Origin of the sequence: Paenibacillus sp. JGP012 (assembly GCF_014203995.1) — a bacterium.
In the GTDB taxonomy this organism is placed as follows: domain Bacteria; phylum Bacillota; class Bacilli; order Paenibacillales; family Paenibacillaceae; genus Paenibacillus; species Paenibacillus silvae.
The window spans coordinates 118,502-132,261 of record NZ_JACHKG010000004.1 but is presented as its reverse complement, the minus strand read 5'-3'; the positions used below and the strand labels follow the sequence as shown (position 1 = coordinate 132,261).

The 13,760-nt window shown below is 47.1% G+C and carries 11 protein-coding genes; 4 read left to right on the top strand and 7 right to left on the bottom strand.

Annotated elements, in window-relative coordinates; translation table 11 throughout:
- Window positions 1-237 precede the first annotated feature (237 nt).
- Window positions 238-2,979, top strand: coding sequence for a discoidin domain-containing protein (locus tag HNR77_RS07145; protein WP_184182108.1), 2,742 nt, complete (start codon window positions 238-240; stop codon window positions 2,977-2,979).
- Between the two features lie 78 nt (window positions 2,980-3,057).
- Here the strand turns inward: HNR77_RS07145 and HNR77_RS07140 are convergent, their stop codons facing one another.
- The 4 genes from HNR77_RS07140 to HNR77_RS07125 form a co-directional block, all read right to left on the bottom strand.
- Entirely contained in the window at window positions 3,058-3,243 is a 186-nt protein-coding gene (locus HNR77_RS07140) for a hypothetical protein (RefSeq protein WP_111268316.1), read from the bottom strand.
- A gap of 400 nt (window positions 3,244-3,643) precedes the next feature.
- Window positions 3,644-4,591 carry an alpha/beta hydrolase gene (locus tag HNR77_RS07135; protein ID WP_184182106.1) on the bottom strand — a complete coding sequence of 316 codons (948 nt, stop codon included), beginning with the start codon at window positions 4,589-4,591 and terminating at the stop codon, window positions 3,644-3,646.
- A 402-nt stretch (window positions 4,592-4,993) separates the two neighbouring features.
- On the bottom strand, window positions 4,994-6,277 hold the full coding sequence (locus HNR77_RS07130; protein ID WP_260410376.1) for an MFS transporter: 1,284 nt from the start codon (window positions 6,275-6,277) through the stop codon (window positions 4,994-4,996).
- Window positions 6,278-6,320: 43 nt separating this feature from the next.
- Complete coding sequence (locus HNR77_RS07125; protein WP_184182104.1) at window positions 6,321-7,268, bottom strand: ADP-ribosylglycohydrolase family protein; 948 nt, start codon at window positions 7,266-7,268, stop codon at window positions 6,321-6,323.
- Window positions 7,269-7,736: 468 nt separating this feature from the next.
- Here HNR77_RS07125 and HNR77_RS07120 point away from each other — a divergent pair, with 468 nt between their 5' ends.
- Entirely contained in the window at window positions 7,737-8,405 is a 669-nt protein-coding gene (locus tag HNR77_RS07120; protein ID WP_184182102.1) for an HAD family hydrolase, read from the top strand.
- A gap of 47 nt (window positions 8,406-8,452) precedes the next feature.
- A complete protein-coding gene (locus tag HNR77_RS07115) occupies window positions 8,453-9,625 on the top strand; it encodes a mannitol-1-phosphate 5-dehydrogenase (protein WP_184182101.1) in 1,173 nt (390 codons plus the stop codon).
- Between the two features lie 185 nt (window positions 9,626-9,810).
- On the opposite strand, the gene HNR77_RS07110 is transcribed toward HNR77_RS07115, so the two are convergent.
- The 3 genes from HNR77_RS07110 to HNR77_RS07100 all read right to left on the bottom strand — a co-directional run bounded on the left by HNR77_RS07110 (window position 9,811) and on the right by HNR77_RS07100 (window position 12,454).
- Window positions 9,811-10,704 carry a bromodomain-containing protein gene (locus HNR77_RS07110; RefSeq protein WP_184182100.1) on the bottom strand — a complete coding sequence of 298 codons (894 nt, stop codon included), beginning with the start codon at window positions 10,702-10,704 and terminating at the stop codon, window positions 9,811-9,813.
- Between the two features lie 153 nt (window positions 10,705-10,857).
- Entirely contained in the window at window positions 10,858-11,511 is a 654-nt protein-coding gene (locus HNR77_RS07105) for a YkyA family protein (RefSeq protein ID WP_184182099.1), read from the bottom strand.
- A 40-nt stretch (window positions 11,512-11,551) separates the two neighbouring features.
- Complete coding sequence (locus HNR77_RS07100; protein ID WP_311768590.1) at window positions 11,552-12,454, bottom strand: polysaccharide deacetylase family protein; 903 nt, start codon at window positions 12,452-12,454, stop codon at window positions 11,552-11,554.
- Window positions 12,455-12,770: 316 nt separating this feature from the next.
- Between HNR77_RS07100 and HNR77_RS07095 the strand changes: the two genes are divergently transcribed.
- Window positions 12,771-13,715 (top strand): DMT family transporter, encoded by a 945-nt coding sequence (locus HNR77_RS07095; RefSeq protein ID WP_184182098.1) that lies wholly within the window; start codon window positions 12,771-12,773, stop codon window positions 13,713-13,715.
- Window positions 13,716-13,760: the final 45 nt, after the last annotated feature.

The following is a 13,760-nucleotide window of genomic DNA, read 5'->3' as shown; positions in this document are numbered from 1 at the left end:
ACACATGAGCTTTATGAGGCCCTCGTATTAGCGGAAAATACGAACGGATTCTCCCTTTCGATCTTTTGTTCGATTACTGTAAATAAATGTTGTTAAATTGATTTTTTTTACCTTATTATAGTCTCGAAAGGAGGAAATATATTCCATTTACGAAGAGGTAAGACGCCTCATTTTTACCATGCTTCCTTGAACTTCTGTTTATCTGCAAACTACTTTATTTTCTGGGAGGAAAATAGTATGCAAAACTTGTACGCCGCATTCAAGAAGTCCTGGGTATCTATTCTAGTTCTCTCTCTATTGCTTCCTATGCTCACAGGAATTTGGCCTTCACATGTTTACAGTGCATCTAACAACGAATCAACCATCACAATAACAGCAGATAATGAATTCACTTTATATGTTAACGGAAAAACGATTGGCACGGGGAACGATTGGTCCAAAGCCTATACCTTCCCGGTACCGATCCAGTCAGGGAATAACGTTGTTGCAGTCAAAGCGACGGATTGGGGCAGCTACGCCGGGTTCCTCGCTGATCTTCGTTATATGGAAGACAGTATCGTCACGGATATGAACTGGAAAGTGTCCGAGCATTACGTTAGCGGCTGGGAAGATCCCAAATTCGATGACTCTGCCTGGTCAAGAGCCAGCGATTTCGGCCGATATGGCGCCTCGCCATGGAATCAGATCGCAGGCATACCAGACGACACGAGCGCACACTGGATCTGGGCTGGCAATAGTAATATAAACACACCAAGCACTGAGGTCTATTTCCGAATTTCGTTTAATGTTAGCGAAGATGGCGCATCCATTATTAATCCTTTTCAATCCTCAGGACAGTTCGAACAAGTCGAGTACCAGCTCAAGTCTAACCTTCCTATGCCCTCAGTCATCTCGCAAAAATTGCCTGTAGTTGATAACGTTTTTGAAAATGTTGAAGAGAAGGGCAGCCTGCTGCTCACGTCCAACGAGGCGGAGCCATTAACCTCCAGTCTGTCTCCAGGGCAAATTTTCCTTGATGAAGATACGGCTCGTGCGATCAAAATAACCAGCGCCAGCCGCAGCTCGGATGGAACATTGATTGAATACACCACACCAGGCGTAGAGGAACTGTTCGATTATTACGACATCCCCGAGCAGGAAGTTTCTTTGGAGGAGCGCAACATCGTCATACCCGATCCCGATATGGTTCTGGATGAACCAGGTCTGATTCAGTCAACAGAAGCTGAGACATTAGCCTTTGAATCGGAGCAAGCCGCCTCTACATCAATTAAGCAAATTCAGATCGACTCTTCGGTCACCGATCCAACCGAAACCGAAAATTTTGACGAGTTCCAAAATGAGTCTTTGTCTTTTGAAACGAAAACGGATTCAGATGATGCCGAGGCCATTCAATTGAACGAGGTCATGCAAGCGACAGCAAGCAATGATTTTGCCAATTGCCGCAAATCCGGGAATGAGTTCATCTGTGATTTCAAGAAAGTGCTCGTTAACCAGCAAAATGCAAACGGCAACAAGGTCTTTGTCGAAGCTGGCGGCAAGCTCACATTAATCACACCTAAAATCACAGGTAAATACAAAGCTTTAGGCAATTATGACCTTAAATTCACGGCAGGTGAGAAAGCCAATATTTATCTAAAAGGCGAAGCCAAATTCAAGAAAGAAGTTAAAGTCCCCATCATGGGATTCAATGTTGACGCGGGCAAGCTGGGCTCGGTTTCTGTCGGGGTATTCCTCGTCATCGGTGTTGACGGAAACGTTACATTTGAATTTCAGGTCGATCAAGGCTACACCGTTACGGCAGGTGTCAAGGGAAAAACAGTTGCATTTGTCCCGATCCAGATCAAACCATACAGCAGTGTGGATCGATATCTGACGGTCACACATAAGATCGAAGGACAGATTACAGCATGGGCAGGCGCCAAAGCTGAAGTGGGCCTGAAGCTCGTTGGCAAAAAGATACTGGAGCTGAGTGTTTTTGCGGGCATTGAGGGAACGGGCAAATGGACAAGCAGCAACGATGTACCAAGTACCATGTCACTAACCATCGACGCACTTGTAAAGGGGGAAGGGGCTGTACTGAATAAATCCTTCAAGCTGTTTGAACTGCGATGGAATCTGGTCAAACTGGTGAAGAACCCTTCAACCAATCCTGGCACCGGAACCAATCTGGCACGGAATGCATCCATAACGGTAGATTCAACCTTCCCGGGCTACTCCGCTTCCCGGATCAACGACGGTGACCGTAATACATCTCTTGGCGAGAGCTACAGCTGGGCCAATAATCGCAACACACCCTTGCCTCAATATGTAGTTGTAGATATGCAGACAGCGCAAACGATTAACCGCATTGATCTGTACACTTCCCAGGGTTATGCGCTTGCGGATTACGACCTGCAATATTGGAATGGCTCAACCTGGGTGAATCTGGTTCAGATTACAGGTAACCAGGAACTGATGCGTTCCCATACATTTAATGCTGTAGACACAACCAAGGTTCGTGTCGTTGCTCGCAAAGGGCCGAGTCACCAACCAGGTTATGTTCGAATTAATGAGCTCGAAATCTATGGCAGCCCTAACCTTGCGCGCACTGCAACCATAACAGCAGACTCCACCTTCAGCGGATACTCTACAGCCAGAATCAATGACGGTGATCGCAGCACGGCTCTTGGCGGTGCTTCCAGTTGGGCAAACAATGCCAACACAGCTCTACCACAGAACGTAACCCTCGATCTTGGGCAGAGCAAACAGGTAAGTAAAGTTGATCTGTACACAAGTCAAGGTTATGTGCTGTCGGATTATGATGTGGAATACTGGAACGGTTCAAACTGGGTATCACTTGTGAAGATTACAAACAACACCAACGTATACCGCTCACATAGCTTTAGTCCGATCAACACTTCCAAAATAAAAATTGTGTGCAGAAAAGGGCCTTCGCATCAAGCCGGATATGTTCGAATCAATGAACTGGAAATCTACTAAATTGAACTAATCGATCAAATACCCTCCGGGGGGGAACCGTCAGCCAGAACATGTGCAGCGGCGTACCCCGGAGGATTGTTATGTCGGCAATTGCACGGTAATAATTGATCCGACTCGCTGTAAGAGCACAAACTCCTTCTCTACACTTTCAACAAAATATTTTTTCTCCCCCAGCAAAATGACATCATTTTCGGCCAACGGCACCTCACTTTTGAAATAGATTACATTGTCTGTTTCACGGAAAGCGCCCCTGTAATATATCATCTCATTCCTCCCTTTCTTCCCAACGCTATGTACTCTTCATTCTATATAAGTTGAACTAAAGATTTTACACCATCCACTCCGATGACAGAACAACCTTCCAATCGCTGTTATCCCCAGATTTTTTTTCTATTCCCTTTTCCCAAAGGGAAAAATCCGGTGATAAAGGCGACCGCTCCGCTTTTTCAGGTTTTTTCCGTCCTCTCCGTTCACGTGTAAATAAATAGTTCAACTTATATATATTATAATATCTCTCCTTCTTATTTGAACCTGCTTCAAATTGCTGTATAACACAAAAGCCTCAGATTCTGTATCAAACAGAACTGAGGCTGCTGCTCATCCGACTCACTTCGTCACTGAACGTGGTCTATGGATGATTCCTTTTGGATGGAATAAAGTGTACTTATTTGAAAATACGTTGAGAGAATTGATACAATCCGCTATTCCAAACTTTCGGCTCATGTCCGCCTACATCTTGATACCAGATGTGTGGAACGTTCATACTGCTGAGACCATTTTTAAAGTTCTGGCTCACCCACAACAGACCATCACTTCCTCCGCAGGAAATCCAGAGCAATTTCAGTTTGCTGGCTGCCTGTCCAGGATTCGTGATCAATTGGTTCACAGGCTTCGTATTTGGTGCTGCCGAGAAGGCACCCACATAAGCGAACGTATCCAGATTCTTCAATCCAAAGTTGAGAGATTGTCCGCCACCCATGGACAGACCGGCAAGCGCACGATTGTTCTTATCCTTGTACACCGGATAGTTAGCTTCGATATGAGGGATGAGGTCCTTGAGCAGATCCTGCTCGAACCGTTCAAACGCGGCAACCTTATCCGGTGCATAAATGTCACCTATCGGGCGGTCATCCTTCATCGCACGGCCATTCGGCATAACCACAATCATATCGGACAGCTTGCCTTCTGAATACAGGTTGTCCAGAATGTTCTTCGGTTTCATCGCATTAACCCATTCGTACTCATCTCCGCCAATACCATGCAGGAGGTACAAAACATTATACTTTTTGTTTGGCGTATAACCAGGCGGCGTGTACACCATTGCCTTTCTTGCATTGCCAACAGTCGTGGAATAATACGTAATCAGATTCGTGTTTCCATGCGGAATGTTGTTCCGATAGCCGTCATACCCGGGTGGTGCAGGCACAACCGGAGTGTTGGCCAGCGCATTCTGACCTGTAATATCTGCAGTGTTTACTGTACCCTGATCAACCGTGGCTTGAATGGCGGCCGGAGCAGTACCTTCACTTGTTTCAGCTGCCGATGCCATCGTTGGAACCAAAAGTGCAGCTGTGATGGAAAGACTCAAAATACGGGACAGGCGTTTATTCATCAATATCATTCTCCTTTAACATTGGATTTCAAAACGTGCACTCACCTTGCAGTACAGCTATTTAGCTGCACCCCTAATTGAAAGCCCTTACAATATAAAGTGAAGTTCCTCCCTTCCACAAATAATAGCACCTCTGTCTGCCTTTTTTTCATACATGCAAAAACAGACATCCTCCAATCAAATTTTACAAAGAATTCCATTTACTACTCCATTATATCACCGATCTTGTTATGTACATCAACCAAATACTTAAAAAATCATACCTCTTACTTTGAAAAATATATCTATTTTTAAGAAAACGAATATACGCCTATGCGTCTCCTTCTCTTTACATAAGCTGCACAACAAAGCCTCCATTTCCCGTTTCAAGAGAAAACAGAGGCCTTATCCAATACTTTTACTTTAGTGCACCGAGGCCTGATTCATAACATCTGCACCTTCAGGCAAAGCCTTCCTGTCATGCATCAGCAGACTGAATAACAAACCGGCCAGCCCGAGCGCAGCAATCACCGCGGCATAGAGCGGAACCGAGATTAACCCCGTGTGTGTTATAGCAAAACCACCGATATAAGCACCAGCGGCATTCCCTAGGTTAAACGCAGAGTGGCTTGATGTTGTCGCCAGCAAAGGTGCCTCGCGGGTCATATTCATAATGCGGATCTGGAGTCCAGGCATAATGCCAAAGGCTGCAACGCCCCAGAGGAAAATGGTTATGACCGCCAGAACCGGATGGTGCAGTGTCAGTGTTAATACCGCCAGCAGCACAGCCAGAATGGCAAAATTAACGATAAGTGACGGCATGAGCTTCCAGTCTGCCAGACGACCGCCGACCATATTGCCCAGCGTAACACCGAAGCCAAACAGCACCAGAATCCAGGTTACACTTTGCTCGGCAAAACCGCTAATATCCACTAGCAGCGGTGTAATATACGTAAACACTGCAAATAAACTGCCGCAGCCCATCGCCCCGATGAGCAGCACAAGTAATACCTGCGGCCGGATCAGATTACGAAATTGTTGTCCCAGATTGGCCGGCGGCCCTTGAGGAATGACTGGAATAAATCGAATAATACCCAGCAGTGAAATAATACCCAGGATGGTGATCGCACCAAAGGAAGATCTCCAGCCAAGCTGTTGACCGATAAATGTACCAAATGGCACACCAATAATATTGGCAATGGTCAGGCCTGCAAGCACAACCGACACTGCTCCAGCCCTTCGATCTGGTGCAACCAGCTTCGTAGCCAGAATTGAGCCTACACCAAGAAATGTACCATGGGCAAATGCCGTCAGAATACGTGCTGATATCAGCAGTCCGTAAGTAGGTGCTATGACAGACAATGCGTTACCAAGGATGAAGATACACATCAGCAGCACGAGCAGTTTTTTCTGTGGAATTTTGTGAGTGAACACGGTTAGAATCGGCGCACCCACAGCTACGCCCAGCGCATAACCGGTAATGAGCTGCCCGGCTTGTGGAATACTTACGTTCAGGTCTGCCGCCACATTGGGGAGCAAACCCATAATGATAAACTCCGTCATTCCAATGGCAAATGCTCCGATTGTCAAACATAACAGCGATAAAGGAAATGTCCTCTTTTTACCCGATTCAGAGGCAGATGATCGTCCTGTGTCTTCTTGCGGTTCTTCCGCAGAAGCATGTAGTGAATGTGTTGTCTTGCTCATGATGATTTCTCTTCTCCCGTCTTTCTGATAACTATTATTTTATCTATTTATTTACCTGTGCACCTTCGCCTTGTGCTTTCAGCCATAATGCTTCGTTTAAACGTTCAAAATCCTCTTTCATTGCCAGCTTGTCCCGCCAGTGTGCCGGAATACCGCTTTGCCCGTAATACGCACCTGCGATCTGTCCATATACAGCGCCAGTTGTATCCGCATCATCTCCCAGATTCACTGCGAGCAGTGCCCCATCCGCAAAGCTGGATGACTTATAAAATGCCCACAATGCAGCCTCCAGAGAACGAACCACATAACCACTGCCCTGAATTTCGGGCGGTTCATTGCGCTGATAAGATCCCGAGACCACTTCTTCGATCGCAGGTGAAAAAGACAAGCCCGGCTCCGTACGCCAGCGCTTCATCGTCTCAGGGGACAACATCGTTGCCTTGTCTGCTCCGCGAAGCCCGGCTACAACAATCGCCGCGAGCGCTTCACAGGCTTCTACACTCTCGAGCGCAGCATGTGTGGTTCGAGAGCTAAGTCCGGCGTAGCGAACAGCCTCTGCGGGTTGATGAGCATAAGCCATGGCCACTGGTGCAAGCCGCATAATGGAACCATTGCCCGCTGTCATTCGATCACTTGAACCGCTATAAGGTTCTCCGGTTCGGACAAAACGCTCCAATGCACTTCGTGTCGCCCCGCCAATATCAAAGCATTCTCCCGTACTGCTCATATAACCAACCTTGTACCAGTTCGTATATCGGCGCATCTGATCAGCAGCATCGAAGCCCTGCTGACGGATCAAGCTTTCCGCCAAACAGAGAGCCATGGAGGTATCGTCAGTCCACTGCCCTGCCTCCAAGCCAAACACGCCACCGCCTATCATATCCGTAACGGGCTCGAAGGTCCCTGGGGCACTGAATTCAACCGTAGTTCCCAGTGCATCCCCCACTGCAAGCCCGATAAGACATCCGCCAAAACGATCTTTGTTAAGCATAGTGCTCCTCCTCTTTGCTTGTTCTACTTTACATGCTTGCGACCCGACAAGCAGATGCATTTCTTCTATTATAAACGTGTCGAAAGCTGTTGAACGGTCGAATCTCATTTATTTTCATAAAAAAATTTATTTTTTTGGTATTGAAAAATCCGTTTATACAGTATAACGCTTACATGCTTAACGCTCAACGGTTTGCAAAGCCATCATTTTACTGAAAATATATCATTTTTATGAAAATTTTCAATGTAAATATTCATAACATGCTTGACCCTAAACTTTGTCCTATGTTACGGTTTTATTAGCTTCACCGCATATTTTTTCCCAAATTAATTTTTCTCATCGTTTTTCGCGTCAACTAATATGCCGCGAATAGATGAATATACGGGAAGCAAATTGCAGGAAACTTACGAAAATAATGTTTCACTTTACAAACCCAAAACAAATTCTGAAAACAGGAGGAACAAATGTATGATCAAAGCACTGATTTTTGACTTCGATGGAACGATTATTGATACAGAGACGGCATGGTATGTTGCGTTTCGTGATGCGTATAAAAAACATGGGGTTGACCTTACGCTGGAGATGTATTCTCAATGTATCGGCACCAGTCTCAAAACGTTTAATCCGTACGAGTACCTCATCACAGATTTGAATCTTCCGATTGATCGGGATGCGTTCAAGGAATCCGTTCAGCTGCAGCATGCTGCGCTAATGAATAAAGAGCAGGTTCGCCCGGGGATTCAGATGTATCTGGAGCAGGCACGCGAAGCCGGACTCAAACTCGCCGTTGCTTCCAGTTCCAAGCGTGATTGGGTGGAGCAGCATCTGGAGCAACTGAAACTGAAAGATTACTTTGAAGTGATTCGTACAGCCGATGATGTTGCCAATGTGAAGCCAGACCCCGAATTGTACAATCAGGCGCTTGATGCGCTCGGAGTCAACGCGGACGAAGCTGTAGCCATAGAGGATTCACCTAACGGTGCACGCGCAGCAGCCGCAGCCGGCATGCACTGCGTAGTCATTACAAATACCATTACAGGAACACTGGAATTCGAAATGCCGCACCAACGGCTATCCTGCCTGACCGACCTCGAATTAAAAGATTTGATCTCGAAGCCGCTCGTCACTACCGTCTAAGGTCTGAACGAATTTCGTTATCCAATCTCAAAAGGGGGAGTTTACACATGAAAGCTGTACATTTTGGTGCGGGCAATATAGGCCGCGGATTTATCGGTCATATGTTGTCCGCTTCCGATTATGACGTCTGCTTTGTCGCACGTAACCCGAAGAAAATATCCATGCTTCAGCAAAGACAGGAGTACCCCATTACACTAGCCAACAAGCAACAGGATACCACCATCGTCAACAACGTAACTGCCATTAACGTAAGTGAGCAGCATCGCGTAGCGGAAGAGATTGCTTCCGCAGATCTGATCACAACGGCGGTAGGTGTGTCCGCCCTCGGCGACATTGCGGAGCCTATTGCCAAAGGCATCTATCTCCGCATGAAAGCAAACAATTCCAATCCTCTGCATATCATCGCTTGTGAAAACGCCATTGGCGGCAGCACCCGGCTGAAGAAACGCATCTATCCATTCCTGGATGAGCGCACACGGGCCAAGGCCGAACGTTATATTTCATTTCCCAATGCAGCTGTGGACCGGATTGTTCCGGCACAAAACCACGAGGACCCGCTGCAGGTTACCGTTGAACCTTTTTATGAATGGGTTGTACACCGCCCGGCTCTGCTTGAGGGTTTCAAAGAAATCCATGGCGTTCAATACGTCGATTCTCTTGAACCCTATATTGAACGAAAAATGTTTACCGTGAACACGGGCCACTGTGTCGCCGCATATTTAGGTTATCTTGCAGGCTACAAAACGATAAGGCAGGTCATGAGCAATTCCGCTCTTCGCGCCAAAGTACGGCATGTAATGGAAGAGACGGGCGCCATGCTGATTCGCAAACACGGTTTTGACACTGAAAAGCACCAGAAATATATGGATACGATACTCGGACGATTCGCCAACCCGAATCTGACCGATCAGGTCACCCGGGTCGGACGCTCCCCACTTCGCAAGCTCTCGCCTCATGATCGGCTTGTACGCCCGGCGATGCAGGCCAGTGAATTCGGAATTGCTATTCCCCATCTAACCTCTGCGATGGCAGCCGCGATGTTATTTGATGACAAACGTGACGAGGAAGCCATGAAGATGCAGCACATCATCCGTGAAGATGGCCTCTCTGCTTTCATACGCGAACGGATGGGTATTCCCGAAGAACATGCCGTTCATCAGCAGGTGATCACCCGATACGAAGAACTCCAAAGGAGCAAAATAAACGCCGTACTCACCTGAACCCGCTGTTCAGGAACTGGATTCAACCCAACAACAACATCAGATGAACCTTGACAAAAACGCCGGGAGGAACCCATGTCTTATTTGTTCCTTCCGGTTTTTTGACTTTGATCCGCTGGACAAAAAAAATAGCGCATCCCTTTCTACTGAAAGGAGATACGCCGCGTATTTGTTAGTCTATTGATCTATTCATTCATTATGGAGTTGATTGATGCATAGACCATAGGCACGAAACCTTCGGATGGTTCACCAACAGGTGCATTAATGTGGAAAATAAATCCGTTGCCGTCCAGTTCTTTAACGATGAAATATTGCGTTTTCTTCTCGTTCTGAGACATCATGAACAGTCTTGCATCTTTCATCGGCCCGTTGCTGAGTTGTTCAGCTGTTAGCGCCTTGACTTCTCCGGTCTTGGACAACTCTTCCCTCGCATCCATTTTCAAATGCTCCAGATTGAAGTCCGCAGGCAACTTCTCAATCTCTACCTTGTATGCAGGATCAATCTTCATCGTTAACTCATGGTCTTCTGCATCAAACGACATCGGCTCAAAAATATAAAGAGAATATCCTTTGGCCTGCACCAGCGTTACTGGTCGCTTCTCCGTTATTCCTTCAACCGTTACTTCGAGTTCTGACCTCGCTGATCGATCAGACGTTACAGCTCCTCCTGTATCCGAACCCTGGTTACCATCATCGGCAGATGCGATCTTGGTAATCTCGGTGAGTACGAGCTGTTTAGTGGAAGCGTCAAGCGTTTTCTCTACATATTTGAATCGAACCGTATCCTCATCATCCATATCGTCCATTGACTTCTGCATATCCTCTCCCACCTGGAAGGACATCGCTTTGTCATTCACACGAATCTCAACGGTATGCGGGTCTGCCCAGCCTGTCAGAATTCCTTCCGCTTCAATGGCATCACTCTCCTGCTGCGGAGGCTCTGTTGCTGGTGACGACTCCTCCGTATTGCCCACAGTCGGCTGAAGTGCAGGTGCACTGCTGCCGCAAGCCACAAGCGAGAATCCCATAAGCAGAACCAGCAATGTGGCGCTGACCTTCACCGTATTCCCTTTTCGCATATGAACACCTCCGTTAGCTTATACGCAATGCTGCTTGTCCATGTTGCTGACCAACTAATATACAGCTTCGTTCTATACTAGTACTTACACGAAAGGCAGGCAGATCAATCACGTAAACACGGTATTGGATAGTGTACATCTCCCGTCAGCTCTTTAACCCGCCTGATCCAGCTTGACCAATTGTGCATGAGCTGCGTTGAACGCCTGTGTTTGCAGGTTGAATTGTTTGCGTACTTCGGCCAGCTTGGCGTACTCTTCATTACGCGTGCGAATAGCACGTTTAATTTTGACCAGATTTGGCTTGGCCTTTACTCTCATCAGTCCGTAGAGCTGCTCTTCCGCATCCAGACTGCTTTCGTAGGAGGCAACAAACAGTTCGAACGTCTTGGCTCTGGCCTCATATTGATCCAGTACTTTTCCCGCGTGAGCAAGTGTCTCTTGCTTCTCGATCGTAAGCTCCTTCAGCGAATGACGAAGCTCTTCCGTCTTCTCTGAAGTTTCCTGCATGACCTTGCCAGTCTGCAGCAGCAGCTCTCTGCGTTCCTTGATATGAGCCTCCGCCTGATCCAGCAGCGGTTCGATATTACTGTTTTTACTTTTACCTTTGCTTAAAATAGACTTGTATAATTCCATATCCTCTTGTTCATATTTGGTCATGGCTTTCAGACTCTGGTCGATCTGCTGACCGCCCTGAACCAAACGATTGACCTGATTAGCCGCCGGCTCCTGCGGATCTCCACATCCACTGAGCAGAAGCAGCAGCAAAATGCTGACTGCAAATATGATTTTCTGACGCGTAATTCGCATGTATTCTCCCTCTCTTGCATTACCCTTTATATTCGATCTGTTATAAGCGGGTATCTCCGCTGAAATTGACAACCCAGTGTGCATTCGGATCATAGACCTCGAACTCGTAGCCGCGCTCCTCCAGCAATTTCATAATACGTGGCAGCGCCTGCACAGTCTGTTCCCGTTCATGCATAAGAATTACTTCTTTATCTCTGTGCACACTGTTGCTCACCCGGGCTACAATTTTGTCAGGCTGACCCGGCAGGTTCCAGTCCAGCGAATCTGTCGTCCAGTCCCACATTTTGAAACCGGCGGCTGCGATATCCCCTCTGAAAGCTTCACCGATCTGCGGGCTGCTTCCATATGGCGCGCGGATGAGATGGGGTGTAAATCCGATGATCTTCTCAACCATCTGCTGCTCTTTTTTGAACTCGTTCACAAAGTTTGCCGAGCTTCCGCTCTTATAGAGCTTTTTATAGTTATGTGTCATGCTGTGCAGTCCTGGGTAGCTGCCCTCTTTCACCAGACGTTTCACTGCATCCCGATGCTCATTCAGCTGACGTCCAACCATGAAAAAGGTTGCCTTCGCCTCATGCTGCTTCAAGATGTCGAGCAATTGATCTGTATAGATACTTGGCCCGTCATCAAATGTTATGTACGCCACCTTGCGAACCTGACCCAGAAACCGCGCAGGCTCCTCTTTTGCCTCAGGTGTAACCTGAATCATGCCCAGCTTGGCGGGCTGCTCAATTACCGCAATTGGGGGTGGGGCTGCTACCGTTTTGATCCAATGAGTCACACCGATGAACAAATATGTCAAACCCGCAACAAACAGGGCTATAAGCATAAGAGCTACACTTAACCTGCCGTATCGGATTTTTCTTCGTCTATGGGTTTGTTTCCGGCTCATGCTGCGAATTGCATTTCCATACTCTCTCGTTGCTTCTTGTTGTGCTCTCACGTACTGCCCACTTCCTAACTTTCATTTTTTCCCGATTTATGGAATATTATCTCGACTAATGTCTCTATATAGAAGATTAATAGAAAACTGGGCCTTGTGAATGACAGAATAGTTACAAGCTCGGTTACAATCTGCTTATCTCTTTTCCATGTTTCTCTAATGACTGCTTATTAGCTGATTTTAACCGTTGTTACAGGCAAAAGCTTCTCCGAACTTTCCAGGCTCCCGGCAGTTTATTTCGAGCTTCCCTGCGGTGATCTTCTCCTGTATAATGAGATGATTTAGGTTATCTATTTTTCAAGAAGGAGCTACACCCATGACAAGTATAAACCGTGCTGGCAAATCTATTTATTTGTTATTTTTTGTCGGCATTATTGCCATTTCTTTCTCCTCTATTTTTGTACGCTGGTCTGACGCAGATGTTGCGGTCATTGCCATGTATCGTCTATTTTTAACCAATCTGGTTATGCTTCCTTTCATTTGGCCTCACAGGCATGAGATGATGCGGCTTGATTTCCGCCAGTGGGCTCTGCTGCTTGCTTCCGGTGTCATGCTTGCCCTGCACTTCCTGCTGTGGATGGGATCATTGCGATTAACCAGTGTGGCGAGCTCCACCGTCATCCTTGCACTGGAGCCGATTCTGATTCTGGCAGGCTCGGTCTGGCTGTTCAAAGCCAAAATCAACCGCATGATGCTGATCGGCATGGGTATAGCGCTGTTCGGGTCGATTATCATTGGTGCTGGTGATTTTCAGGTGGCAGGTACTGCGCTGAAAGGGGATATTTTATCCTTGCTTGGCACGATGGCGGTAGCTGTGCATATGCTTCTGGGTCAATTTTTGCGGACGGGGCTCAGTGCCTTCTCGTATAATTTCTGGGTGTTCCTTGTTGCTGCCTGTACGTTTGCCGTTTACAATCTGTTCATGGGTCATGCTTTTGGCGGTTATGCTGCTTCGGAATGGGGCATCTTCCTGCTGCTCGCGATCGTACCTACCATCTTTGGCCACTATCTCTTTAACTGGCTGTTACAGTATATGAACGCAACTACGGTGTCGATGGGTGTTCTTGGAGAGCCTGTGTTCTCATCCCTGCTGGCTTGGATGCTGCTCGGTGAATCACTAAGTACGCTGCAAATGTCGGCGGGTGTCGTTATCCTGTTCGGCGTGTGGATCTTCATTCGTTATGGCAAAACCAAACCGCAGCCTGTTCCGGCTGATGCTCCCATAGCCGCTCCAGGTTCTGTCGAACCCAAAACGGTGTAACAAGTGCTGCCAGGAAGAACTAATCCACTTTGGAATACGGAATCA

Excerpts from the sequence above, each read along its gene's own strand:
- HNR77_RS07145 (WP_184182108.1), top strand. The coding sequence starts at position 238 with ATGCAAAACTTGTACGCCGCATTCAAGAAGTCCTGGGTATCTATTCTA.
- HNR77_RS07140 (WP_111268316.1), bottom strand. The coding sequence starts at position 3,243 with ATGATATATTACAGGGGCGCTTTCCGTGAAACAGACAATGTAATCTAT.
- HNR77_RS07135 (WP_184182106.1), bottom strand. The coding sequence starts at position 4,591 with ATGAATAAACGCCTGTCCCGTATTTTGAGTCTTTCCATCACAGCTGCA.
- HNR77_RS07130 (WP_260410376.1), bottom strand. The coding sequence starts at position 6,277 with ATGAGCAAGACAACACATTCACTACATGCTTCTGCGGAAGAACCGCAA.
- HNR77_RS07125 (WP_184182104.1), bottom strand. The coding sequence starts at position 7,268 with ATGCTTAACAAAGATCGTTTTGGCGGATGTCTTATCGGGCTTGCAGTG.
- HNR77_RS07120 (WP_184182102.1), top strand. The coding sequence starts at position 7,737 with ATGATCAAAGCACTGATTTTTGACTTCGATGGAACGATTATTGATACA.
- HNR77_RS07115 (WP_184182101.1), top strand. The coding sequence starts at position 8,453 with ATGAAAGCTGTACATTTTGGTGCGGGCAATATAGGCCGCGGATTTATC.
- HNR77_RS07110 (WP_184182100.1), bottom strand. The coding sequence starts at position 10,704 with ATGCGAAAAGGGAATACGGTGAAGGTCAGCGCCACATTGCTGGTTCTG.
- HNR77_RS07105 (WP_184182099.1), bottom strand. The coding sequence starts at position 11,511 with ATGCGAATTACGCGTCAGAAAATCATATTTGCAGTCAGCATTTTGCTG.
- HNR77_RS07095 (WP_184182098.1), top strand. The coding sequence starts at position 12,771 with ATGACAAGTATAAACCGTGCTGGCAAATCTATTTATTTGTTATTTTTT.